Genomic DNA, 22,151 nt, shown 5'->3' with positions numbered 1-22,151 from the left:
CCGGATCAGAAGAAGCCGCCGTCCAGGGGGAGCGTACGGCCGGTCATGTACGCGGCGTCGTCGCCGGCCAGGTAGGCGTAGCCCGCCGCGATCTCCTCGGGCCGGGCCAGACGGCCGAGCGCGCCGTGCACCGACAGCCACTTTCCGAGCGGCACGTCGCCGCGCAGCCGGGGGTGCTGGTACCCGGCGGCGTTCTCGGCGGCCATGTCCGTGTCGGTGCCGCCGGGCGCGATGGCGTTGATCGTGATGCCTCGCTGTCCCAGCTCGGCGGAGAGGTTGAGGACGATCGCCTCCACGGCGGCCTTGGAGGCGGCGTACAGGGTGTGCGCGAAGACCGCGCGGGAGGCGCTGACCGAGGAGGTGAGCACGATCCTGCCGCCTTCCCGCATCCGGGCGGCCGCGTACTGGGCCGCGAAGAGCTGGCCGCGGGTGTTCACGGCGAAGACGCGGTCGAAGTCGGCCGGGGTGAGGTCCGCCAGGGCGCCGAAGTGTTCGATGCCCGCGCAGGAGGCCAGCACGTCCAGGCGTCCGAACTCCGCGACCGCGCGCTCGATCAGGGCCTCGCTCTGGCCGGGATCGGCCACGTCCGCGCCGTGGGCCACGGCGCGGCCGCCGTCCGCCTCGATCGCGGAGACCAGCGCGTCGGCCGCGGCCCTGTTGCCGCGGTAGCCGACGACGACGGCCGCCCCCTCTGCCGCCAGGCGCCTGACGACCGCCGCCCCGATGCCCCGGCTGCCGCCGGTCACCACCGCGGCCCTGCCCACGAAACGCCCGGTGTCCCTTGTCATGGAGACCTTCCTTCCTGTCCTTCGCGGGTCCCTCGTCGCCCGCGCCCAGCGGCGGTCGGACGCAGGCGGGTCGCGGACGGCCCGATGACGCGTGGGCAACGCGCCATCCGCGTCCGGCCCCTCGTCAGAGTTGCGAGCCCGGTGGGGTCATGTGATCAAATCTGCCGATGCGTACCCCCCACACAGCGACGCATCACACCTCTCACTCCGACGGACCCGGCCTCGGCCGGCCTCCGTCCGCGCGAAGTCCGTACGACGAACCGGCCACGCTCGGGCACGATCCCTCGGAGCGCCTCGGGGACGATCCCGCGGAGCGCCTCCCGGCGATCCCGCGGGCGGCCCCCCGGACGATCCGCTGGACGCCTTCCTCCAGGTGAACGACACCCCGGAGCCGCGCGACGAGGAAGCCGACGCTCCCCGGGCGCCACCCGACCACAGGCGCCGGGGCCGCCGCCGCAACCGGGCCACCGGGCTGCCCACCCTGCTCAGGCTGCTCGTCCGGGTGCTGACATACGCGTCGACGGCGACGGACCGACCGCCGTACGCGGGGCCCTGGTTATCAGCGGACGCACGGACAGGTGCCGCTGTCCTTCGCCGACATGGACCGGGAACCGGGCGCCTCCCAGGTGTCCTTCAGCGCCCACGGACCGGGCCGGATCCGGGCGCTCGGCTCCCCGCGGCCGGCCGGCCACGACGTGCGGGTGCGCGCCGACGCCCAGGTCCGGCGCGACGGGGACCGCGGCTCAGCACCTCGGTGGCCGGGATGCGGCCGGACATCGGCGACCTCGCGACCTACCGGCCCGGCACCGGCCGCGCCGAGGGGCTGCACCACACCCGGTCGGCGGCGCGCCGGATCACCAAGGAGACGGACAGGATCGAGGCGCTGCTGGGCGTCGCGGAGATCGTCCACCGCATGGGCGTGCCGGACGGCGCGGCGCACGCCGCGCCGCACGACGAGGACGAACTCCCACCGGCTCACCGGGGCGTCGCGCTTCCTGCACCAGCTGGCCCGGGTGAACCTGATGGACGTGGCGCTCGCCCACCCCGGGGTGCTCAAGCGGCTCGGCGTCGGCCCCTCTCTGCCCACTTCCCGGCCGAGCTGACCCGTCCGCGGATCGCGGACCGGTTCGCATCCGCCTTCCGGGTCCCGGAGCCGCCCTCCGGGACCCCGCGGTCGAGCGGGTCGCCGTGGACAAGGCCGGGGTCCACGTCCACGTCAGCGGGACGGGACTGCTCCTGGGCGAGCGAGCCGCCCCCCGGGCGGGGTTACGCGGGGTCCGCGGACGGGAGCGGCGCGGGATAGGGCTCGCCGAAGTCGGCCGAGCGGCTCACCTTCTCCCAGGCGCTCGCCTCGGCGAGCTGACGGCGGGAGTAGTCCAGCGCCATGGTCACGGCGTTCACCCCGAGCAGGAGATGGCCCGGGATCTCCCCGCTCCGCACCGTCTCGACGATGATCCCGGCGGCGCGGCGCGGGTCCCCGGCCGCGCCGGCCGTGTTCTGCCGCACCAGCCGGTTCATCGCGCCCACGGTCGCGTCGTAGGCATCGGGAACGTCGTGGACGGTCATGGAGGAGCCGGCCCAGTCCGTGGCGAAGCCGCTCGGCTCGACCACCATGACCCGCACCCCGAACGGCGCGGTCTCCGTCGCCAGCACCCGGCTGAAGCCGTCCACGGCGAACTTGGCCGCCTGGTAGGACGCGATGCCGGGTGAGCCCCCGACCCTGCCGCCGATCGAGGAGAACTGCACCACGGTGCCCGCCCCCTGCCGGCGCAGGACCGGCAGCGCGGCCTTGGTGACGTGGTAGACGCCCCAGAAGTTCGTCTCGAACTGGGCGCGGAAGTCGTCGTCCTCGGTCGTCTCGATGGGCGAGACGTTCGCGTACCCGGCGTTGTTCACCAGCACGTCGATGCGCCCGAAGCGGGCGACGGCCGCCTCGACGGCCGAACGCGCCGCGTCCGCGTCGGTGACGTCCAGGGCGACGGTCAGGACGCGGTCGCCGTACGCGGCGAGGTCCGCCGCGAGGGCTTCTGGGCGGCGGGCGGTGGCCACGACGCTGTCGCCGGCCTCCAGCGCGGCGGCCACCAGGGCGCGACCGAGGCCGCGCGACGAACCGGTGATGAACCAGATCTTGGGATCCTGTGCACTCATGCGCTTAGTACAACACTGTTCTCTTATTAGCGCAACACCGTTGCCTTAACTCTTCCTATGATGTCCTGCATGAGTGAGCCTGCCTTTCAGCGTGCGCGCAGTGCCGAGGCCAAACAGGCGCGGGAAGCGGCGATCCTGGACGCCGCCCGGACGCTCGGCGGACTGCGGGGGGTGCGGGACGTCACCCTCACGGACATCGCGGCGGAAGTGGGCATGCACAAGTCGGCACTGCTGCGCTACTTCGAGACGCGGGAGCAGATCTTCCTCGCGTTGACCGCCGAGGGCTGGCGCGAGTGGTCCGCCGGACTGCGCGGCGATCTGGGGCGACGGGCCGAGGCGACGCCCGCCGAGGTGGCGGCGGTGTTCGCGGGCACGCTGGCGGCGCGGCCCATGTTCTGCGACCTGCTCGCGCAGGCGCCGCTGAACCTGGAACGGAACGTGTCGATCGAGTCGGTGCGCTCCTTCAAGCTCGTCACGCTGAAGGAGGTCGAGCTGATCGGCGGCGAACTGGGCCGGCTGCTCGGCCTCGACGAGTCGCAGGGCGTCGACACGATCGCCACGGCGACCAGTCTCGCAGGGGCACTGTGGCAGATGGCCACCCCGGGCCCGCGCCTGCGCGAGCTGTACACGAGCGATCCCCGGCTCGGGCATGCGGTGGTGGAGGTGGAGCCGCGGCTGAACCGGGTGCTCACCGCGTATCTCACCGGACTCGGCGTACGGTCGCCCGCGGTCGGCTGAGCCACGGGCCGCATGCGCGGCCCACGTCGCCCGCGGGCGCAGACGCCGGCCTGCGCGCCGGAGACCAGATCCACCGGTCGGAGGCCAACCCCCGCCAGAGGGCCGGACCGCACGCCGGAGACCCGTGCCCCCGGACCGGAGGACCCCACGCCAGGGACCGAATTCGGCACCCGAAGAGACGAACCCCCACCGGACGACGGCCCGCACACAGACGACCAGCCCCCGCCCGGAGGCCGACCCCGCACCCGAGGACCAGCTCCCCGGCCGCGAGGGCCCCACGCCGGGAACCGGATCCCGCGGCGGAGCGGACGGACCGCACGCCGGCGACCGGCCTCGCCTCCGGAGGCGATGTCGTACCGGGTACGGCGGGTGGGTGTCGTACCCACAGGTCTCAGGACCGCACGCCCGGCCGCTCCTCCCCCGCCCGCGTCTCTTCCCCGGGCGGCATCGGCAGCAGCCGGTCAAGGGCCGTGAGGACGTGGGCGCAGACGGCGTCCGGTGCGGCGCTCGCCAGGGGTTCCTGGCGTACGACGACCCGCATCAGCCCGATGCCGAGCAGCCAGGCCATGGCGAGCTGCGCGCGCAGGGTGCCGTCGTCGGCCTCGGAGAGGGCGGCGAGCGCGGCGGCGTACTCCTCGCCCAGCGCGCGGACCGTCTCCGGGGCGGCGTCCCCGCTGCCGATGGAGCGCAGATAGACGGCGAGCAGCCGGTCGGCGTCGGCGCCGCCCTCGGCGAGGACGCCACGCAGCGCGGTCTCGAACAGCCGCTCGGGCGGCGTGGTGCTCACCTGCTCCTTGCCGTCCTGGGCCATCACCTCGGTGAGCAGGGCTTTCTTGGAGCCGAAGTAGCGGAATATGAGCGCCTGGTTCACCCCGGCGCGGGCGGCGACGTAGCGGACCGTTGCCGCGTCGTATCCGCGTTCGGCGAAGACCGCGCCGGCCGCGCGGAGGATGCGCGCGCGGGTCTCCCGGGCGTCGCGCGGACGCTGCGGCGGCTCCCCGCCCGGGACACCGCCGGCACTCCGGTCCTGGCCCTGCGTGTGCTCGCCGCCGTCCACCCGCTGCTCCTTCCGCCGCCCCGCGCCCGCGCGCCTCCGAGGACCCGCAGAGTAACGGCCGATTAGCGTCGTTGCGCCGTCGGTGAGCAGCTCCTAGCGTTGTAAGCGTGTGCTTACACAAGGGAGACAGCTGTGACGGCAACGGACCACGCACCCCTCGCCTACCCCTTCAACTCCGCCTCGGACCTGGACCTGTCCGAGGCGTACGACCGCGCACGTGACACCCCCGGACTGCTGCGCGTGCGGATGCCGTACGGGGAGCCGGCCTGGCTCGCCACCCGGTACGCGGACGCCCGGCTGGTCCTCGGCGACCAGCGTTTCAGCCGCGCGCTGAGCCTCGAACACGACGAGCCGCGGGCTTCCGAGGGCCGCCGGGACAGCGGGATCCTCAGCATGGACCCGCCCGACCACACCCGGCTGCGCTCCTTGGTCGCGAAAGCGTTCACCGTGCGCCAGGTGGAGAAACTCCGGCCGCAGGTACGGGAGTTGACGGCGTCCCTGCTGGACGCGATGGAGGCGGCGGGCCCGCCCGCCGATCTGGTCGACCGCTACGCCCTGCCCATTCCGGTGGCGGTGATCTGCCGGCTGCTCGGGGTGCCGGAGCGGGACCGGCCGCAGTTCCGCGTGTGGAGCGACGCGGCGCTGTCCACCAGCTCGCTGACGGCCGAGGAGTTCGACCGCAACCGTGAGGAACTGCGTTCGTACATGGCCGACTTGATCGCCGCGCACCGTGCGGAGCCGCAGGACGATCTGATGACGGCGCTGATCGAGGCACGCGACCACGGCGACCGGCTGTCGGAACTGGAGCTGGTCGACCTGTGCGTCGGCATCCTCGTGGCCGGGCACGAGACCACCGCCACGCAGATCCCCAACTTCGTGCTCACGCTGCTCGATCACCCGGAGGCGCTGGCCCGGCTGCGCGCGGAGCCCGAGCTGATCACACAGGCGATCGAGGAGCTGCTGCGGTTCGTGCCCCTGGGCAGCGGGGCGGGGCAGGCCCGTTACGCGACGGTGGACATCGAGGTCGGCGGCACGCTGGTGCGGGCCGGGGAGCCGGTGCTGGTCGCCATCGGCGCGGCCAACCGGGACGCGCTGCGCTTCACCGACGCAGGGACACTCGACATCTCCCGCGGTGGCAACGCGCACCTGGGCTTCGGCCACGGCGTGCACCACTGCCTCGGCGCTCCGCTCGCCCGGCTCGAACTCCAGGAGGCCATCGGGGCGTTGGTGGCCCGCTTCCCCGAGCTGCACGTCTCCGGTGACATCACCTGGAAGACCGAGATGCTGGTGCGCGGGCCCCGTGTCATGCCGGTGGGCTGGTGAGGCGGCGATGAGCTGGCAGTTGCGTGTGGACCCCGGCCATTGCATCGGTTCCGGCATGTGCGCCGGGGCCGCTCCGGACCTGTTCACCCTCGACGGCGACCGTTCGCATCCGGTGCGCGAGCACCTTCCGGACGGCGACGAACGCGCCCTGGACGCCGCGGACATCTGCCCGATGCGGGCCATCACCGTCCGGGACGCCGACGGCAAGGAGATCGGGCCCCGGGAGTGACCCCACGGCTGTTACAGAACGAGGACGAACCATCAGTGAACGCCCGCCCTCGTGGTGTCGTCGTTTCAAGTGACCGCGCCAAGCGGCATGTTCCTCTCCTTTGGCGTGAACAGTTGAACTCACCACAGAAAAGGACAGAATCATGATGGTCACGAAGCGGCGTTCCCTGCGCCTCGCCGTCGTCGGCGTCCTCGGCGCGACCTCTCTCGCCCTCGCGGGCACGGCGATGGCGGCCACCCCGGCCGCCCACACCGTCGCTCCCACCGGTGCCCGCACGGCTACGGCCGCCAAGCCCGCCATCACGGCCACGCCGTCCGTGTCCTCGGTGCGTGCCTGGACGCTGTTCCGGGTCACGGGCAAGACCACCGGCATCAAGGCGGGCAGCAAGGTGACCCTCCAGCAGAAGCAGCACGGCACGTGGGTCACCCTGCCCGCCTCCACGCCGGTCGACCGCAGCGGCTCCTACGCGCTGCGCGTCGAGCTGGGCCTGAAGGGCAAGAACGACCTGCGCATGGTCAGCGGCGGCACGGCGTCCCCGGTCTTCGGGGTCACGGTGCTCTAAGCGGCCGCTTTTCCACGGAACACCGGTGCCGGGACGGGTCATCCGTCCCGGCACCGGCATGTCCGCGCGGTCTGCGGCCCGACCCGTTCCCCGCCCCGGAACTCCTTACGAAAATTTTCATAGGGTTCCTATATAGGCGGGTGATACTTAAAGGGTGTGGATCACTCTCACAGAGATCACCCTCACCGAGACGCGGACGTGCGGCAGACCGCACAGTCACTGACGGAGACGGCAGCCGCCGTGATCAGAGCCGTGACGGACCACCGGGACCTCAGTTTCACCGCGGCCTCCACCTTGGCGCGACTGGAACGCGAGGGTCCGGTCCGGCTCACGCTCCTCGCCGCCGCGGAGGGCGTGGCCCAGCCCTCCATGACCCAGTTGGTGCAGCGACTGGAACGCCAGGACCTGGTCATGCGCGTCGGTGACGCGATGGACGGCCGGGTGACGCTGATCGCCATCAGTGACGCGGGACGGCAGGTGCTCGCCGCCCGCCGCCGGTCGCGCGACGCACGCCTGGCCGAGCTGATGGCCGCCCTGCCGGACGACGACCAGCGGGCCCTCGCCGACGCGATGCGCGTCGTCGCACCGCTCGTGCGGCGCATGCTCGGCGGCACCGCGCGGCCCGCGCGGCCCGCGCGGCCGGCCCGGCCCGACGAGACCCCCCGTTCGCCCGAACGACCTGACACCGGGAGCGACCGATGACGACCAGGGAGACCGGCCTCATACCCGGCGCCGCCGACGCCGGGCAGCACCGCCGGCGCGGCTGGATCGGGGCGGACCACCCCGGCTACAAGTGGGTGGCGCTGACCAACACCACCTTGGGCATGCTGCTCGCCACCATCAACAGCTCGATCGTGCTGATCTCGCTGCCCGGCATCTTCACCGGTATCCGCCTGGACCCGCTGGAGCCCGCCAACGTCAGCTACCTGCTGTGGATGCTGATGGGGTACATGCTCGTCACCGCGGTGCTGGTCGTGGCGCTCGGCAGGCTCGGCGACATGATGGGCCGGGTCCGCATCTACAACGCGGGCTTCCTGATCTTCACGCTCACCTCGGTGGTCCTCTCGCTCGACCCCTTCCACGGCGGCGACGGCGCGCTGTGGCTGATCGGCTGGCGCATCGTGCAGGCCGTCGGCGGTTCGATGCTGATGGCCAACTCGGCGGCGATCCTCACCGACGCCTTCCCCGCCCGCCAGCGCGGCATGGCGCTGGGCGTCAACATGGTGGCCGGCATCGCCGGTTCGTTCCTCGGCCTGGTGCTCGGCGGTGTGCTCGTCACCTGGAACTGGCGCTCGATCTTCTGGGTCAACGTGCCCATCGGCCTGATCGGCACGGTGTGGGCGTACAAATCGCTGCACGAGACCGGCGTCCGCAGGCCGGGACGGATGGACTGGTGGGGCAACATCACCTTCGCCATCGGCCTGACCGCGCTGCTCGCCGGGATCACCTACGGCATCCAGCCGTACGGCGGCCACACCATGGGCTGGACCAACCCGTGGGTGCTGGCGGGCCTGATCGGCGGCGCCGTGATGCTCGGGGTCTTCTGCCTGGTGGAGACCAAGGTCCCCGAACCGATGTTCCCGCTGCGGCTGTTCCGCGACGCCGCCTTCGCGGGCGGCAACGCCGCCACGCTGCTCGGCGCCATCGCCCGGGGCGGGCTGCAGTTCATGCTGATCATCTGGCTGCAGGGCATCTGGCTGCCGCTGCACGGCTACGACTATGCCGACACACCCCTGTGGGCGGGCATCTACATGCTCCCGCTGACCATCGGCTTCCTGCTGGCGGGGCCGCTGTCGGGCGCCCTGTCGGACAAGTTCGGGGCGCGGCTGTTCGCGGCGTGCGGCTTCCTGGTGATGGCGGTGTCGTTCGCCGGGCTGCTCGTGCTGCCGAGCGACTTCTCGTACTGGGTGTTCGCCGCGCTGATCTTCCTCAACGGGCTCGGCGGCGGTCTGTTCGCCGCCCCCAACACCGCGATCATCATGTCGAGCGTGCCCGCCCACGCCCGCGGCGCGGCCTCCGGCATGCGCGCCACCTTCCAGAACGCGGGCATGGTGCTGTCCATGGGCGTGTTCTTCTCGCTCATGGTGGCGGGTCTCGCCGGCACCCTCCCCGACACCCTCACCACGGGTCTGACGGCCCAGGGCGTGCCCCCGGGGGCCGCGCACACGGTGTCCGCGCTGCCGCCGGTGGGCGTCCTGTTCGCCGCCTTCCTCGGTTACAACCCGATCCAGCACCTGCTCGGCCCGGACATCCTGCACCATCTGTCGCCGGGCGCCGCCGCGCACCTCACCGGCCGCGAGTTCTTCCCCCACCTGATCTCGCAGCCCTTCCACGACGGCCTCGTCGTGGTCTTCTCCCTCGCCATCGCGATGTCGCTGGCGGCGGCGGGAGCGTCACTGGTCCGCGGACGCGGGCCGGAGCCGGTGGCCGCCGCGGGATCGCCGGCTCCGGCACCGGCAGGGGCCGCGGCCCCGGCCGAGGACGCCGACGTCCCTGCCGAGGCGTCGCACCAGGCCGCCGCGACCACCACCGCGCCGGCCACCGGGGTACTGCGCGGCCGGGTGTACGACAGCGCGGGGCGGCCCCTCGCACGGGCGACCCTCACCCTGGTCGACCGCTTCGGCCGGCAGCGGGCGCTGACCGGCACGGACGAGGACGGCAGTTACGAACTGGCGGCGCGGCCGTCCGCGTACACGCTGGTCGTCGCGGCCACCGGACACCGCCCGCGGGCCGTCCGGCTCGACGCCGAGGCCGGTCCCGTCGTCCCGGACGTCACCCTCGCGGGCCTGGGCGGCGTCCACGGCACGGTGCGCCACGAGCACACCGGCCTGCCGGTCCCGGACGCCCTCGTCACCCTGCTCAGCGCCTCCGGCGAGGTGATCGCCTCGGCCACCACGGACACCGACGGCACCTACACCCTGCGGAACCTGGCCCCGGGCGCCTACACGGTCGTCACCTCCGGCTACGCCCCCGTCCTCACCGACGTGGAACTGGGCGAGGGCGGGTCCCGCGAGGTGGACCTGCACGTGGGCCACCACGACGCCGACTGAGGTCCGGCGACTTCGAGGGGCGCGGTTCAGGCAACCGCGCCCCTTTCCGCGACCTGACGACCCGCAGGGTTCCCGGTGTGAGTAGTTGCGGTACAGGAAATCCCGGTGAGATCGATCCTGCTGCGGTTCCCCACTCCTGATGAGGCCCGGGTGTGGTGCATACGGCAGCGGTCTCCTCGGGTTCGGTCTCCCACCGTCGAAGCGTCCCTGGTCCGGCTCTCTCGTCCAGGCAACCATCGAAGGCATGACGATCACTCTCATCACCGGAGCCACCAAGGGCATCGGCCGCGAGACCGCCCGCCGCCTCGTCGCGTGCGGTCACACCGTTCTCCTGGGCGGAGCTTCGACGGGCGGGCCCGCCTTCCACGGCCGCCCCGGGCCGCGGTCCTCGGGGACGGTCACCTCCAGCTCCCGCGGAGCGCGGGGACGAGGAGGAAGCGGGTGGTGTGGTACTTCGTTACGCATTTCCCGCTCCGAGTGCGGCAGGCGCCGCCCGTCGGGGCTTCACACTTCGGACGGTCGTTTCGCCCTACCGCGTCTGCTGCTTGATCGGGCGCCAGTCCACCCGCGCAGTCTGTCAGAACCGTCTCGCACACCATGCTGGTCGGATTCGTGAGCAGCACCGGTGTGTTCGCAGAACTCTCGCAACCGGTCATCTGTGAGAATCACGCGGCACCCGGCCGTAGCCGCCGCGCTCGGGTACGCGGGCCGAACTGTTCCATGTACGGAAGCCCCGGCCGCGCCTGGCGGTTCAACCCGTGAGGGTGTTGAGCCAGCCGGTCAGCAGACGGTTGATCTCCTCGGGGCGTTCCTGCTGGATCCAGTGGCCGCAGCCCTCTACGAGGTGGGAGGCGGTCAGGCCGGGGAGGGTGGTGGGGAAGGCGTCGATAGCGTCGGACATCCAGGTGGTGGAGGCGTCCAGGGCGCCGCCGATGAACAGGGACGGCTGCTTGATCGGGGCTCCGCGGTGGGGGGTGAGGTCCTCCCAGTCGCGGTCCACGTTGCGGTAGCGGTTGAGGGCGCCCGTCAGACCCGTGCGCTCGAACTCCCCGGCGTAGACGTCGAGGTCGTCCTCGGCCAGCCAGGCCGGGAGGATGCCGGCGGGAAAACGGTCACGCAGCCGGCCGCCGTGGGCGACGAAGTGCGGGTCGGGCTCGCCCTGGGCGGGCATGGTGTCGGCGGACAGGGCGGCGTAGAAGCCCGCGAGCCAGCCCCGCACGTCAGGCTCGATCTCCGTCTCGGCGCGGCCGGGCTCCTGGAAGTAGGAGACGTAGAACTCCTGCTCGGGGCCGCCGACCTGGCCGAAGACGTCGGTGGGGCGGGGGCCGCCGGGTGGCGCGTAGGGGACGCTCAGCAGGGCGACGGCCCGGAAGACCTCGGGGTGGAGCAGGGCGGAGGTGGCGGCGATGTTGGAGCCCCAGTCGTGGCCGACGACCACCGCGTTCTCCTCGCCGAGGGCGCGCACGAGGGCGACGTTGTCCTCCACCAGGTCCAGCAACCGGTAGGCATCGGTCTCCGCAGGCTTGGAGGAGCGGCCGTAGCCGCGCACGTCGAGCGCCACCGCCCGGTAGCCGGCCGCGGCGAGGGCCGGGAGCTGGCGGCGCCAGGAGTACCAGGACTCGGGGAAGCCGTGCACGAGCAGGACCAGCGGGCCGGTGCCCTGCTCGACCAGGTGCAGGCGCCCGGCAGGGGCCTCGACGATGCGGTGGCGGAGTGCGGCGGACGGCTCGGGCTGCATGGGTTCTTCTCTCGGTTCGCGGGTGGACGCGGGTACGCATCGATCATGCGGCGCGGCGACCGTCCACCGCGATTACCCTTGCCAATCTGGCAAACCTGCACGACAGGATGGTGGAGCGGCACGTCCGGAAGGGGGCGGAGCGGGTGACAGGCGACGACGTGGCCGACACGCTGGCGGCGATGGGCCCCCGGCTGCGGGCCGCACGCGAACACCGCGGCTCCACGCTCACCGGCGTCAGCTGCGCGACCGGCATCTCCCCGAGCACGCTGTCGCGGATCGAGACCGGCCGGCGCAAGCCCACCCTGGAAGTGGTGCTGCGGTTGGCGAAGGAGTACGGCGTCTCCCTGGACGAGCTGGCCGGCACCGCTCCCGCCGCCGAGCCCCGCACCTCCGCGCTCCAGCGTTTCGGCGACGACAAGGCGGTGCTGCCGCTGACCCGGTACGTCGGGGGCCTGCACGCCCACAAACACGTCCTACCCGCCGTCCAGGAGCCGCCCGCGCGGCCCCGGCAGGTCTCCCACGACGGCTGGGAATGGCTGTGCGTCCTGTACGGGCGGCTGTGGCTCGCACTCGGCACTCAGGACCTCGTCCTGAGTGCCGGGGACGTCGCCGAGTTCGACACCCGCAATCCCCATGGGGTCGCGAACGCCGGCCGCGGCGGCCCGGTCGAGTACCTGATCATGTTCGGGCCGCAGGGAGAGCGCCTGCGACCGCGCACCCCGCCCGCCCCCGGCCCCAGGGCCCGGTAGCAAGCAGCGAGCGAACGGCCTGACGTCCCGGGTACGCCCAGGATGTCAGGCTCGTACCAGAACGGGCGTTTGAGTTCGGCCCTCTGATGTGCCCCCAGCCGCCATGTCGTGGCCGTACGTCGGCGCGCGGCCACGCGGTGGAGGTGGTGTCGCTCGTACGGGTGGAGCGGGGGGTGATGTCCGTGGCGCGCGCGGGGTTGTCTCGTTCGGCATCTGTGTGATGTTCGACATGTGACGTGATGGAACGGGGAGGAGCGGGCAGCAGTTCCCTTCCTTCCCCATGCCAACCCTCTGCGGCAGGTGATTCGATGACCACGGCGACGACCCGGGCGCTCCGGACGACGCCGCCCGCTCCGACCGGCACGACGAACGCCCGTGTCCCACCCGCCGCCAATCCCTCCCTGCCGTCCTTGACGGGGCTGCGGTGGATGGCGGCGCTGCTGGTGTTCGGACTGCACGTCAACAACTTCGGCTATTTCGGAGGCACCGGAGGCCACCTGGTCAGCTGGGGATTCGGTGCCGGTGCCACCGGGGTGTCGTTCTTCTTCGTCCTGTCGGGATTCGTCCTGACCTGGTCGGCACGGCCGGGCGACAGACCCCTCGCCTTCTGGCGGCGCCGCCTCGCCCGGATCTACCCGGTGCACCTGGTCACCCTCGCCGTGGCCCTGCTCATGGGCCTCACCCTGGCGCACCAGAGCGAGCCCGCGCCGCAGCAGGCCCTGGCCAACGCCCTGCTGCTGCACTCCTGGTGGCACCCCTGGTGGCAGACGCTCAACCCGGTCAGCTGGTCGCTCGCCTGCGAGGCGTTCTTCTACGCCGGCTTCCCGCTGCTGATCCTGCTGCTGCGCCGCCTCGGCCCCCGCTCGTCGGCCGCGCTGGGCGCCCTGTCGGCGGCCTCGGTGCTCGTGCTGGCCTGGTCGGACGCGCACCACTGGTGGACGTACACGCTCTACTCGTTCCCCGCGGCGCGGCTGCCCGAGTTCGTGCTCGGCGCGGTCACCGCCAGGCTGGTGCTGCTCGGCCGGTGGCGCGGGCCGGGCATGGAGGCATCCCTCGCGCTGGCGATCATCGGTTACTTCTTCGTACCCCAGGTCACGCCCGGCTATTCCGCCACGGTGTGCACGCTTGCCGGGTTCACCCTGCTCATCCCGGCGGCGGCCGTCGCCGATCTGAACGGGTTGCCGTCCCTGTGGCGGCACCGGCGCCTGGTGCGGCTCGGGGAGCTGTCGTTCGCCTTCTACATGATCCACCTGCTGGTGCTGCGCGCCGCCACCGAGCTCCTGGGCAGCAAACCCCACTTCGGCGCCCTCGCGGGTCTCGCCGTCACCGCCACCGCGTTCGCGATCTCGCTCGGGCTGTCCTGGGTTCTCTACGAGGCGGTCGAGTGCCCGGCCAGACGACTGCTGCTGCGGCGCCGACGGGGGGCCGCCCCGGAGGCGCAGCGACAGCAGCCGCAGCCGGACCCCCTCCCGAGTCGCCCTGCGGTCCCGACAGGTACGTCGGAGCGACGGGCCGAGAGGGAATAGAGGAGCGGCGGGGGACGGGGCACCGGCGGGGCTCCGGCTGCCCCTCGGGCGCGCGCCCTGCCCTCCGGCGAGGCTCCCGCCGCGGCCCGGCTGCCCCTCGGGCGCGCGCCCCGCCCTCCGCCGGTGCCACGCGGGCATCCACGGGGTGGAGGACCTCGGCCCCGGTCCGGTCCCCGCCGGCCGGGTGCTGGGCCTCGGCTGCGGTCCGGCCGCAACGCGCCCTCGACGAGCGCGGCTTCGCGGTGGACGCCGTCGGGCCCTCCCCCACCGCGCTCGGCGCGGCCGACGAGCGCGGGAGGCCGGCGCGGTGTCCGCTTCCGCTCCGGGAACGTCTTCCCGCCCGTCCCCGAGGCGCTGCGCGGCCCCGTACCGCTGATCCACGACTCGGCTGTTTCCACTTTCCACCACCCGCCCCCGCGCCGCCGGGTCGGCCGTCCCGCCTCCCGGCCCCCGCCCCGGCGCCCGGCGGGTACGTCTCGCTCACCCGCTTCGCCGCCGGGCTGACGGGCTGACGGGCTGACGGGCTGACGGGCTCGGAGCCTTCCGACGCGGCCGTCCACCGCGAGCAGAGTCCGCGCGGCGGTCTCGCCCTCCGCGCCCGAGGCGCTGCGCCGCGTCTTCGCCGACCTGGGAAAGGGCCGACCACGCGCCGTGGGGGACGAGCCGCCGGAGTCCGCGTTGTTCGGGCGGCCCCTGCCGTGGACGGCCCTCTTCCGCCGACCGGCCGGGAACACCCCGGGCGGCCACCCGGACGGGTGACATCCGCAACAGTCGGGAGACTCTCGCGCCATCCGGGGTAGACGGCCAACCGGCAACCGCGCCGCAACGCGGTGCCGGATGGCCGCCACCGGACCTCGGCTGTGTCAACGCCCTTCGCTACGACGGGAGTTGGCAGGTCAGACGCCCTCTTGGGTTTGGCCCGTCCGGACGGTGGGGGCTAGGGTGCCGGGCGGCGAGGATCGACTGCCGGACGATGGCGCCCGGGTGTGCGAGAGGAGAGTGTGAACAGTGCCCAAGGAGCAGGACGCGGCCGCGTCGGCACCGCAGTTGGTGGGGTCCTTCCTGGAGCGGCGCCGCGAGCAGATCGCCCAGCGGTGGGCGGACGCCCCCCTGTTCAGGTCGGTGTTCACGGTCTCCCGGGACGAGGCGGTCGAGGCCAGCAAGGCGGTCGTGGACGCCCTGTCCGACGTGGCCGTGAGCGGGCGCCTGGAGGACACGGGCGCACCCGGGTACGAGCCGGTGCGCGATCAGTTGGGGCGGATGACCCAGAACCGGGCCCGCACCGGTGCCACGCCGTCCGGGATCGCCGACGAGGTGGCCGCCCTGCGCGCCCCCGCCGTCGGCCTGCTGCGCGAGGAGTTCGCCGACCCCACCGCCCCGCAGGCCCAGGAGAGCGTGCTGGCGCTGACCCTGCTGCTCGGCACCCTTCGCCTGGTCGTGATGGAGACCGCCCTGGACGCGGGCGCGGAGCTGATCGAGCGGCAGCGCCAGCAACTGCTCGAAGTGGCCACCCCGGTCATCAAGCTGTGGGAGGGCACCGTCGCCGTACCGCTGATCGGGACCCTGGACAGCGCCCGCAGCCAGGTCGTGATGGAGTCGCTCCTCGAAGCCATCGTCGACCAGCGCGCGCGGTACGCCATCCTGGACATCACCGGCGTGCCCACGGTGGACTCGCTGGTGGCGCAGCACCTGATGAAGACGGTGGCCGCGGCGCGGCTGATGGGGGCCGAGTGCATCGTCTCCGGTATCCGTCCGGCGATCGCGCAGACCATCGTGCAGCTCGGCATCGACCTGGGCTCGGTGCTCACCCGGGCCTCGCTCGCCGACGCGCTGGCCTACGCGCTGAGCCGGCAGGGCATCGAGGTCTCCCGTGCGCAGACGGGTACGAGCGCCCGGTGAACGAGCCCACCCCCCATCCGGCCCCCGTACCGGTGCTCGCCCTGGGGGACGTCCTGCTCGTCTCGCTCCAGGGCGAACTCCACGACGGCCTCGCCGAACAGCTGCAGCAGGACCTCAGCCACCGCGTCGCCACCACCAGGGTGACGGGGGTGGTCATCGACATCTCCGGAGTGGACGTCGTCGACTCCTTCCTCGGGCGGGTGCTCGCGGAGATCGCGTCCACCGCCCGGCTGCTCGCCGCCCGTACGGTCCTCGCGGGCATGCGGCCCGCCGTCGCGATCACCCTGGTGGAGCTGGGGCTGGCGCTGCCCGGTCTGACCACCGCGCTGGACGTCGACCGGGCCATGGAAGTGCTGTCCCAGAGGGGGAGATGATGCGGTCGTCCGGCCAGACGTCCGCGACCAGCGTGCCCATCGGTTCGGACGCGGATCTGGCCTGGGTGCGGCAGCAGGTGCGGCAGTGCGCGGCGGCCCTCGGATTCGGTCTGGTGCAGCAGACGAAGCTGGTCACGGCGGCGAGCGAACTGGCCCGCAACACCCTGGTGCACGGCGGTGGCGGGCACGCGGAGATCACTCCGCTGGACAACGGCCGCGCCCGCGGCCTCAGGATGAGCTTCGTCGACAGCGGACCCGGCATCCGCGACCTGGAGCTGGCCATGACCGACGGCTACACCACCGGGGGCGGCCTCGGGCTGGGACTCAGCGGTGCCAAGCGGCTGGTGCAGGAGTTCAGCGTGGACACCGAACCGGGCCGGGGCACGACCGTCACGGCCGTGGCCTGGGTGAACCAGGTGCCTTCGTCGCGGCCGGGGGTGGGATGAGCCGGGTGTGGGAGGTCCCGGTGCACGACTCCACGCGGGTCCGGGACGCCCGTACGGCGGTCCGGGAGGCGTGCGGGCAGGCGGGACTGGGACCGGACCGTACGGCGGCCGGGGAGCTGGTGGCCACCGAGCTGGCCACCAACCTGCTGCGGCACGCGGGCGGGGGCACCCTGGTGGTCAACCTCGTGGCCTCGCCCTCGGGCACGGGCACCTCGGTACGGCTGTTCGCGCTGGACCACGGGCCCGGCATCGCCGATGTCGCGGCGGCCCTGCGCGACGGCTGCACCACCGCCGAATCCTCCCTCGGCGCGGGACTCGGCAGCTGTCTGCGCAACGCCGACGTCTTCCGGCTGTACGGCGCCCCGGGGCGCGGCACGGTGGCGACGGCGCGGATAGATCCGGAGCGCGAGCGGGGCGGCCCGAAGACCGAAGGTCCCTCGGCCGGCGGCATCGTCGTGTCCCTCGCTCGGGCCGAGACCTCCGGGGACGCCTGGGACTGCGTGCGCCGGGACGGGCGGGCGACCCTGCTGCTCGCCGACGGGCTGGGGCACGGGCCCAAGGCGGGGCACGCGTCCACCGCGGCGGTGACGGAGCTGCGGCGGGCCGCGCACCTGCCGCCGCCGGAGATCCTGCGGCGGCTGCACGGCGCGCTGCGCCCGACCCGGGGAGCCGCGGTCGCCGTGGCCCAGGTGGACACGGCGAAGGGGGAACTCGCGTTCGCCGGGGTCGGCAACATAGGCGCCCGGCTGCGCACCGCGGACGGGTGGACGTCCCTGGTGTCGCATCCGGGGATCGTCGGGGCGTACTTCCCGGCGCACGTCCCCTTGCGCCGCGTGCCGTGGCACCGGGACAGTCTGCTCGTGGTGCACAGTGACGGGCTGCCCAGCCGCTGGACCCCGCCCGAGGACCCGCGGCTGCTCGCCCACGATCCGTCGGTGCTGGCCGCTGCCGTCCTGCGGGACGCGGGCAGCCCCGCCCGCCCCCCGCGCGACGACACCAGCGTCGCCGTACTCGCCCCGGACCCGTGCCCATGACGACGACCTCCGCCACCTGGACCCTCACCGGCCCCGTCGACGCGGCCCGCGCCCGTGCCCTGCTGGCGCGGCTCACCGCCGACGCGGGGGTACCGGCGCGCGACCGCGCCCGTTTCCTGGCCGCGCTGACCAGCCGGCTGCGGCCCTGCCGGGACGGGCAGCGGCAGCAACTGACCCTGACCGCCGGCGGGACGCTCCGCCTCGCCCTGGACGGTCCCGAGCCCTGGCGGCACACCCTGGCCTGTCCCTCCCCCTTGCCCCGGCCCCTGCCCCGGCCGGGCGAGGTGACCGAGGCCGACCTCGCGCGGGCGCTGCTCGACGCGGGCGAGGACACCGCCGTCGTGCTGGCGGGGCTGGACGAGGCGGAGGAGCTGGTCCGGTTCCATCGGGAGGAGCTGCACCAGACCAACCAGGGTGTGCTCGCACTGCACGCCGAGCTGGAGGCGGCCGCGCTGGCGCAGCGGGAACTGCTCGACGCCGAGCGGGCGGCTCGCGCGGAGGCGGAGGACGCCCGCCGTCTGCTGACCTTCCTCGCCGACGCCAGCGCCGCGCTCAACGCCTCCCTCGACCACGAGGACATCCTGCGCCGGCTGCCCAAGCTGCTGGTGCCGGAGTACGCCCGGCACGTGGACGTCTGGCTGGTCGACGACGAGCGGACCCCGCCGGCCGAACGGGCGGCGGCCGCGGTGACGGCGGCCCGCACCGGGCGCCCCCAGCACGCGGGGCCCTACCCCGGTGGACTGCCGGGCGTGGACGATCTGCCGGCCTCCGCGCTCTCCCCCGACCGGCCGCTGTTGTGCCTGCCCCTGGGCGCGCGCACCGTGCAGGGCGTGCTGACCCTGTCGGCGCCCGGCGAGCGGTTCGCCCCGGACACCGCCGTGATGCTGCTGGAGCTGGCCCGCCGGGCCGGCATCGCGCTGGACAACGCCCGCCAGTACGAGCAGCACCGGGACGTCGCCGAGGCCCTACAGCGCGCCCAGCTCACCGAGTTGCCGGACACGCCGGGCCTCGCGCTCGCGGCGCGCTATCTGCCGGCCACGCACGGGCTGAACATCGGTGGCGACTGGTACGACGCGTTCCCCGGGCCCGACGGCAGTGTGCTGGCGGTGATCGGGGACGTCACCGGGCACGGGCTGCGCGCCGCGGTGATCATGGGCCAGTTGCGCACCGCGCTGCGCGCCTACGCCGTGGAGGGCAACGGGCCCGCGCGCATCCTCACGCTGCTGCACCGGATGCTGCGCCATCAGCAGCCGGAGCTGTACGCGACCTGTGCCGTCGCCCGGTTCACGCCCGGCGAGCCCGGGGTGGTGTGGGCGGCGGCCGGGCATCCGCCCGCGCTGGTGCGCGGCCCCGGCGGCGAGGTGCGGGTGCTGGACGCCAAGCCGGGGATCATGCTCGGGGTGCCGGTGCCGTACGAATACGAGGAGCACCACGAGGAGTTGCCGCCGGGCGCCATGCTCGCGCTCTACACGGACGGCCTGGTGGAGCGGCGTTCCGCGGGGATCGACGCGGGCATCGAGCGGCTGGCGCGGGCCATGGGCGCGCTCGGCGCGGCGGAGCTCCGGCAACTGGACGCGGCGGCCGACGCCGTGTTGAGGCCGATGCTGCGCGACTCCGAACACGACGACGACATCTGCCTGTTGCTGTGCCGTACCGCGGCGTCCTGACGGCCCCGTGCGCCGGCCCCCCGGGGCGGGGAGCCGGCGCACGGACGCTCCGTCACTGGTTGACGCAGGTGTTGCCGACCGCCGGGTTCAGCAGCGAAGCGTAGCCGAAGGTGTCGCCACAGATGTTGACCGGGATGTCGATCGGCATCTGGAAGACGTTGCCGGACAGGAAGCCCGGACTGCCGACGGCGACACCGGTCGTCGGGTCGTGGTCGGACGCGAAGGCGCCGGTGGCGCCGCCCAGCGCGAAGGCGCCTGCGAGAACGGCCGTTGCGGCGATGCTGCGGATGCGCATGGATCTGCCTCACTGGTTGAAACTAGGGACAGGACCATCACACCCGGCGCCCGGCGGGCCCGCCTCCCCGGATACGCCGACGGGGTGGCCCCCATCGGGGGGAACCACCCCGCGGCACACCCGGGCCGCTCAGGCGGTGGCCGGGAAACGCTCCCAGACGCGGTGGGCGCCCAGCAGTCGGACGAGCTCCTGGAGGACCGCCGTCGCGCCGTCCCCGACGATCACCCCGGGGGCGTCGAGCGGGATGCCGGCCGCCTCCAGGACGTCCTGGCCGCCCTTGGCGGCGCCGATGGCCTTGCCGTGCCTGAACGCCTCCGCGAGCAGCAGCCCCACCCGGGGGTCCGGGGTGGACGGGGCGGTCGGCAGGCCGGCCTTGGCGTCGCGGGCGCCGTACGCGTCGGCGCCGACGCCGGGGGTGCCTGCCACCAGCAGGGCGTCGTACTCCACCGAGCGCGCGGTGGCGTAGGTCCGCTGCACGGTCAGGGCGTCGCCGCCCGAGCCGAGCTGGCCGCCCTTGGGGGCGATGACCAGCGGGACCATGCCGCCGTCCAGCACCTCCTGGCGGACGGCGGCCACGCCGTCGAGGTCGCCGTCCTCGCCGGTGATGATGCCGATGACCCGGCCGTCGGTGGGCCAGGTGCGGCCGACCTGGGACAGGGCGGGGCTGGGCTCGACGTCGGCGAGCGGTTCGGTGGGCTCGGGGGCGGGCAGGCCGAGGCCGGCGGCGACGCCTTCGCACAGCTCCGGGTCGATGTTGGCGAGCACCTGCAACGCCCGCTCGCGGATGGCCTGTTCGTAGCACTTGGCGAGTTCGAAGGTGTAGGCGCCGATGATGTGCTCGCGCTCCACCGGGCTCATGCTCAGCCAGAACCGGCGCGGCTGGCTGAAGTGGTCGGCGAACGACTCCGGCGCCTCACGGACCTTGGTCGCCTCCGGGACCCGTACGGGCGCCTCGACGTAGGCGCCCATGTCGGCGCCCGCGGTGAACGGGCAGCCGCCGTCGAGGGAGTTGGGACGGTAGGGGGCCACGCCCCGGTGCACGGCGGTCTGGTGGAAGCTGTCGCGCAGCATGTCGTTGACGGGCGCGTGCGGCCGGTTGATCGGGATCTGCGGGAAGTTGGGGCCGCCGAGACGGGTGACCTGGGTGTCCAGGTAGGAGAAGAGCCGGCCGGCCAGCAGCGGATCGTCGGTGATGTCGATGCCGGGGACGAGGTGGCCGGGGTGGAAGGCGACCTGCTCGGTCTCGGCGAAGAAGTTCGACGGGTTGCGGTCCAGGGTGAGCAGCCCGATGGGCTGAACGGGGGCCAGTTCCTCGGGGACGATGTTCGTCGGGTCCAGCAGGTCGATGCCCTCGAAGGTCTGGTCGGGGGTGTCGGGGAAGGTCTGGATGCCGAACTCCCACTCGGGGTAGGCGCCCGCCTCGATCGCGTCGGCGAGGTCCCGGCGGTGGAAGTCGGGGTCGACGCCGTTGATGATCTGCGCCTCCTCCCACACCAGGGAGTGCACGCCCAGCTTCGGCTTCCAGTGGAACTTCACCAGGGTGGTGCCGCCGTCGGCGTCCACCAGGCGGAAGGTGTGGATCCCGAAGCCCTCCATGGTGCGGAAGGAGCGCGGGATGCCCCGGTCGGACATGTTCCACAGGGTGTGGTGGGCGGCCTCGGTGTGCAGGGTGACGAAGTCCCAGAAGGTGTCGTGCGCGCTCTGCGCCTGCGGGATCTCCCGGTCCGGGTGCGGCTTGCCGGCGTGGATGACGTCCGGGAACTTGATCGCGTCCTGGATGAAGAAGACCGGGATGTTGTTGCCGACCAGGTCGAAGACGCCCTCGCTGGTGTAGAACTTCGTGGCGAAACCGCGGGTGTCGCGCACGGTGTCGGCGGAGCCGCGGGAGCCGAGGACCGTGGAGAAGCGGACGAACACCGGGGTCTCGACGTCCTCGGCGAGGAAGGCCGCCTTGGTGACGTTCGCCGCCGTGCCGTAGCTGCGGAAGACGCCGTGGGCGCCGGCGCCGCGGGCGTGCACCACGCGCTCGGGGATGCGCTCGTGGTCGAAGTGCATCACCTTCTCGCGCAGGTGGTGGTCCTGGAGGAGGACCGGGCCCCGGGGCCCCGCTTTGAGGGAGTGGTCCGTGTCGGGGAGACGGGTGCCCTGGGCGTTGGTGAGGTAGCTGCCGCTCTGGGCCATCCGGGCCTGGTCCGCGCCGGTGGGCTGGCCGGTCGGGGAGACGGTGTCCGGGCCGGTCTGGTCGGGCTTGGGGGGCAGCGGCTCGCGGGCCTCGGTCGGCTCGGCGACGGACGGCGACTCGGGTCCCGGCTTGCCGGGGATGCCTTCCTCCGGCCCGCCACCCGTACCCTTCAGGGCGTCCGCCGCTCGCTTCAGGGGGTTCTTCTCGCTCATCGGTACCATTCCTTCGCTGATCACGGGGCGGGCCCGGCACGGCGAGGTGCGGTCGGCCGTCGGACGGACGAATCAGGCCGGACATGAACAAAAGGGCGGTCGGCCCTCGTTCCGAGGTCCCCGGGCCGGGGCGT

Annotated in this window: 19 protein-coding genes and 1 pseudogene; 14 read left to right on the top strand and 6 right to left on the bottom strand. The window is 73.2% G+C overall.

What is annotated here, in order from left to right; genetic code table 11:
• Nucleotides 1-5: 5 nt before the first annotated feature.
• Both QSK45_RS28270 and QSK45_RS28265 read right to left on the bottom strand, forming a co-directional pair.
• Complete coding sequence (locus tag QSK45_RS28270; protein WP_285561718.1) at nt 6-788, bottom strand: SDR family NAD(P)-dependent oxidoreductase; 783 nt, start codon at nt 786-788, stop codon at nt 6-8.
• A 1,266-nt stretch (nt 789-2,054) separates the two neighbouring features.
• Complete coding sequence (locus QSK45_RS28265) at nt 2,055-2,936, bottom strand: SDR family NAD(P)-dependent oxidoreductase (RefSeq protein ID WP_285561717.1); 882 nt, start codon at nt 2,934-2,936, stop codon at nt 2,055-2,057.
• Nucleotides 2,937-3,005: 69 nt separating this feature from the next.
• Here QSK45_RS28265 and QSK45_RS28260 point away from each other — a divergent pair, with 69 nt between their 5' ends.
• A complete protein-coding gene (locus QSK45_RS28260) occupies nt 3,006-3,674 on the top strand; it encodes a TetR/AcrR family transcriptional regulator (protein ID WP_285561716.1) in 669 nt (222 codons plus the stop codon).
• 391 nt (nt 3,675-4,065) lie between these two features.
• Here the strand turns inward: QSK45_RS28260 and QSK45_RS28255 are convergent, their stop codons facing one another.
• Nucleotides 4,066-4,731 carry a TetR/AcrR family transcriptional regulator gene (locus tag QSK45_RS28255; RefSeq protein ID WP_490993628.1) on the bottom strand — a complete coding sequence of 222 codons (666 nt, stop codon included), beginning with the start codon at nt 4,729-4,731 and terminating at the stop codon, nt 4,066-4,068.
• A gap of 132 nt (nt 4,732-4,863) precedes the next feature.
• Between QSK45_RS28255 and QSK45_RS28250 the strand changes: the two genes are divergently transcribed.
• From QSK45_RS28250 to QSK45_RS38635, 6 genes and pseudogenes are all read left to right on the top strand, one after another.
• Nucleotides 4,864-6,054 carry a cytochrome P450 gene (locus QSK45_RS28250; RefSeq protein WP_285561715.1) on the top strand — a complete coding sequence of 397 codons (1,191 nt, stop codon included), beginning with the start codon at nt 4,864-4,866 and terminating at the stop codon, nt 6,052-6,054.
• A gap of 7 nt (nt 6,055-6,061) precedes the next feature.
• Nucleotides 6,062-6,283, top strand: coding sequence for a ferredoxin (locus tag QSK45_RS28245; RefSeq protein ID WP_285561714.1), 222 nt, complete (start codon nt 6,062-6,064; stop codon nt 6,281-6,283).
• A gap of 142 nt (nt 6,284-6,425) precedes the next feature.
• A complete protein-coding gene (locus tag QSK45_RS28240; RefSeq protein WP_285561713.1) occupies nt 6,426-6,845 on the top strand; it encodes a hypothetical protein in 420 nt (139 codons plus the stop codon).
• A gap of 240 nt (nt 6,846-7,085) precedes the next feature.
• Nucleotides 7,086-7,547 (top strand): MarR family winged helix-turn-helix transcriptional regulator, encoded by a 462-nt coding sequence (locus QSK45_RS28235; protein WP_285561712.1) that lies wholly within the window; start codon nt 7,086-7,088, stop codon nt 7,545-7,547.
• Nucleotides 7,544-9,895: an MFS transporter gene (locus QSK45_RS28230; RefSeq protein ID WP_490993627.1), complete on the top strand. Its 2,352-nt coding sequence runs from the start codon at nt 7,544-7,546 to the stop codon at nt 9,893-9,895. Before QSK45_RS28235 ends, QSK45_RS28230 begins: the two co-directional genes overlap by 4 nt.
• A 244-nt stretch (nt 9,896-10,139) precedes the next feature.
• A pseudogene (locus QSK45_RS38635) lies at nt 10,140-10,232 on the top strand (SDR family NAD(P)-dependent oxidoreductase); the annotation flags it as partial.
• Nucleotides 10,233-10,646: 414 nt separating this feature from the next.
• On the opposite strand, the gene QSK45_RS28220 reads toward QSK45_RS38635, so the two are convergent.
• Nucleotides 10,647-11,633, bottom strand: coding sequence for an alpha/beta fold hydrolase (locus tag QSK45_RS28220; RefSeq protein ID WP_285561711.1), 987 nt, complete (start codon nt 11,631-11,633; stop codon nt 10,647-10,649).
• 143 nt (nt 11,634-11,776) lie between these two features.
• On the opposite strand from QSK45_RS28220, the gene QSK45_RS28215 reads away from it, so the two are divergent.
• The 7 genes from QSK45_RS28215 (at nt 11,777) to QSK45_RS28185 (ending at nt 19,328) form a co-directional block, all read left to right on the top strand.
• Complete coding sequence (locus QSK45_RS28215) at nt 11,777-12,382, top strand: helix-turn-helix transcriptional regulator (protein WP_285561710.1); 606 nt, start codon at nt 11,777-11,779, stop codon at nt 12,380-12,382.
• Nucleotides 12,383-12,690: 308 nt separating this feature from the next.
• On the top strand, nt 12,691-13,908 hold the full coding sequence (locus QSK45_RS28210) for an acyltransferase family protein (protein ID WP_285561709.1): 1,218 nt from the start codon (nt 12,691-12,693) through the stop codon (nt 13,906-13,908).
• 1,008 nt (nt 13,909-14,916) lie between these two features.
• The gene (locus QSK45_RS28205) at nt 14,917-15,807 is read left to right on the top strand and encodes an STAS domain-containing protein (protein WP_285561708.1); all 891 of its coding nucleotides are present in this window, start codon (nt 14,917-14,919) and stop codon (nt 15,805-15,807) included.
• A complete protein-coding gene (locus QSK45_RS28200) occupies nt 15,804-16,181 on the top strand; it encodes an STAS domain-containing protein (protein ID WP_285561707.1) in 378 nt (125 codons plus the stop codon). The genes QSK45_RS28205 and QSK45_RS28200 overlap by 4 nt, the downstream gene beginning before the upstream one ends.
• Nucleotides 16,181-16,627: an ATP-binding protein gene (locus tag QSK45_RS28195; RefSeq protein WP_285561733.1), complete on the top strand. Its 447-nt coding sequence runs from the start codon at nt 16,181-16,183 to the stop codon at nt 16,625-16,627. The genes QSK45_RS28200 and QSK45_RS28195 overlap by 1 nt, the downstream gene beginning before the upstream one ends.
• A complete protein-coding gene (locus tag QSK45_RS28190; RefSeq protein ID WP_285561706.1) occupies nt 16,624-17,661 on the top strand; it encodes an ATP-binding SpoIIE family protein phosphatase in 1,038 nt (345 codons plus the stop codon). Before QSK45_RS28195 ends, QSK45_RS28190 begins: the two co-directional genes overlap by 4 nt.
• Entirely contained in the window at nt 17,658-19,328 is a 1,671-nt protein-coding gene (locus QSK45_RS28185; protein ID WP_285561705.1) for a PP2C family protein-serine/threonine phosphatase, read from the top strand. The genes QSK45_RS28190 and QSK45_RS28185 overlap by 4 nt, the downstream gene beginning before the upstream one ends.
• Nucleotides 19,329-19,380: 52 nt before the next feature.
• Here QSK45_RS28185 and QSK45_RS28180 read toward each other — a convergent pair whose 3' ends face one another.
• Complete coding sequence (locus tag QSK45_RS28180; RefSeq protein WP_285561704.1) at nt 19,381-19,623, bottom strand: chaplin; 243 nt, start codon at nt 19,621-19,623, stop codon at nt 19,381-19,383.
• A 129-nt stretch (nt 19,624-19,752) separates the two neighbouring features.
• Nucleotides 19,753-22,017 (bottom strand): catalase, encoded by a 2,265-nt coding sequence (locus tag QSK45_RS28175; RefSeq protein ID WP_285561703.1) that lies wholly within the window; start codon nt 22,015-22,017, stop codon nt 19,753-19,755.
• Nucleotides 22,018-22,151: the final 134 nt, after the last annotated feature.

Source organism: Streptomyces hygroscopicus subsp. hygroscopicus, from assembly GCF_030269125.1.
GTDB classification, from domain to species: domain Bacteria; phylum Actinomycetota; class Actinomycetes; order Streptomycetales; family Streptomycetaceae; genus Streptomyces; species Streptomyces hygroscopicus_C.
Note: the sequence above shows the minus strand (reverse complement) of the source record. Positions and strands in the feature narration are given on the sequence as shown.

Coding starts and splice junctions, on each gene's coding strand:
- QSK45_RS28245 (WP_285561714.1), top strand. CDS start 6,062: ATGAGCTGGCAGTTGCGTGTGGACCCCGGCCATTGCATCGGTTCCGGC.
- QSK45_RS28185 (WP_285561705.1), top strand. CDS start 17,658: ATGACGACGACCTCCGCCACCTGGACCCTCACCGGCCCCGTCGACGCG.
- QSK45_RS28180 (WP_285561704.1), bottom strand. CDS start 19,623: ATGCGCATCCGCAGCATCGCCGCAACGGCCGTTCTCGCAGGCGCCTTC.
- QSK45_RS28175 (WP_285561703.1), bottom strand. CDS start 22,017: ATGAGCGAGAAGAACCCCCTGAAGCGAGCGGCGGACGCCCTGAAGGGT.
- QSK45_RS28270 (WP_285561718.1), bottom strand. CDS start 788: ATGACAAGGGACACCGGGCGTTTCGTGGGCAGGGCCGCGGTGGTGACC.
- QSK45_RS28220 (WP_285561711.1), bottom strand. CDS start 11,633: ATGCAGCCCGAGCCGTCCGCCGCACTCCGCCACCGCATCGTCGAGGCC.
- QSK45_RS28190 (WP_285561706.1), top strand. CDS start 16,624: ATGAGCCGGGTGTGGGAGGTCCCGGTGCACGACTCCACGCGGGTCCGG.
- QSK45_RS28260 (WP_285561716.1), top strand. CDS start 3,006: ATGAGTGAGCCTGCCTTTCAGCGTGCGCGCAGTGCCGAGGCCAAACAG.
- QSK45_RS28265 (WP_285561717.1), bottom strand. CDS start 2,936: ATGAGTGCACAGGATCCCAAGATCTGGTTCATCACCGGTTCGTCGCGC.
- QSK45_RS28240 (WP_285561713.1), top strand. CDS start 6,426: ATGATGGTCACGAAGCGGCGTTCCCTGCGCCTCGCCGTCGTCGGCGTC.
- QSK45_RS28195 (WP_285561733.1), top strand. CDS start 16,181: ATGCGGTCGTCCGGCCAGACGTCCGCGACCAGCGTGCCCATCGGTTCG.
- QSK45_RS28230 (WP_490993627.1), top strand. CDS start 7,544: ATGACGACCAGGGAGACCGGCCTCATACCCGGCGCCGCCGACGCCGGG.
- QSK45_RS28210 (WP_285561709.1), top strand. CDS start 12,691: ATGACCACGGCGACGACCCGGGCGCTCCGGACGACGCCGCCCGCTCCG.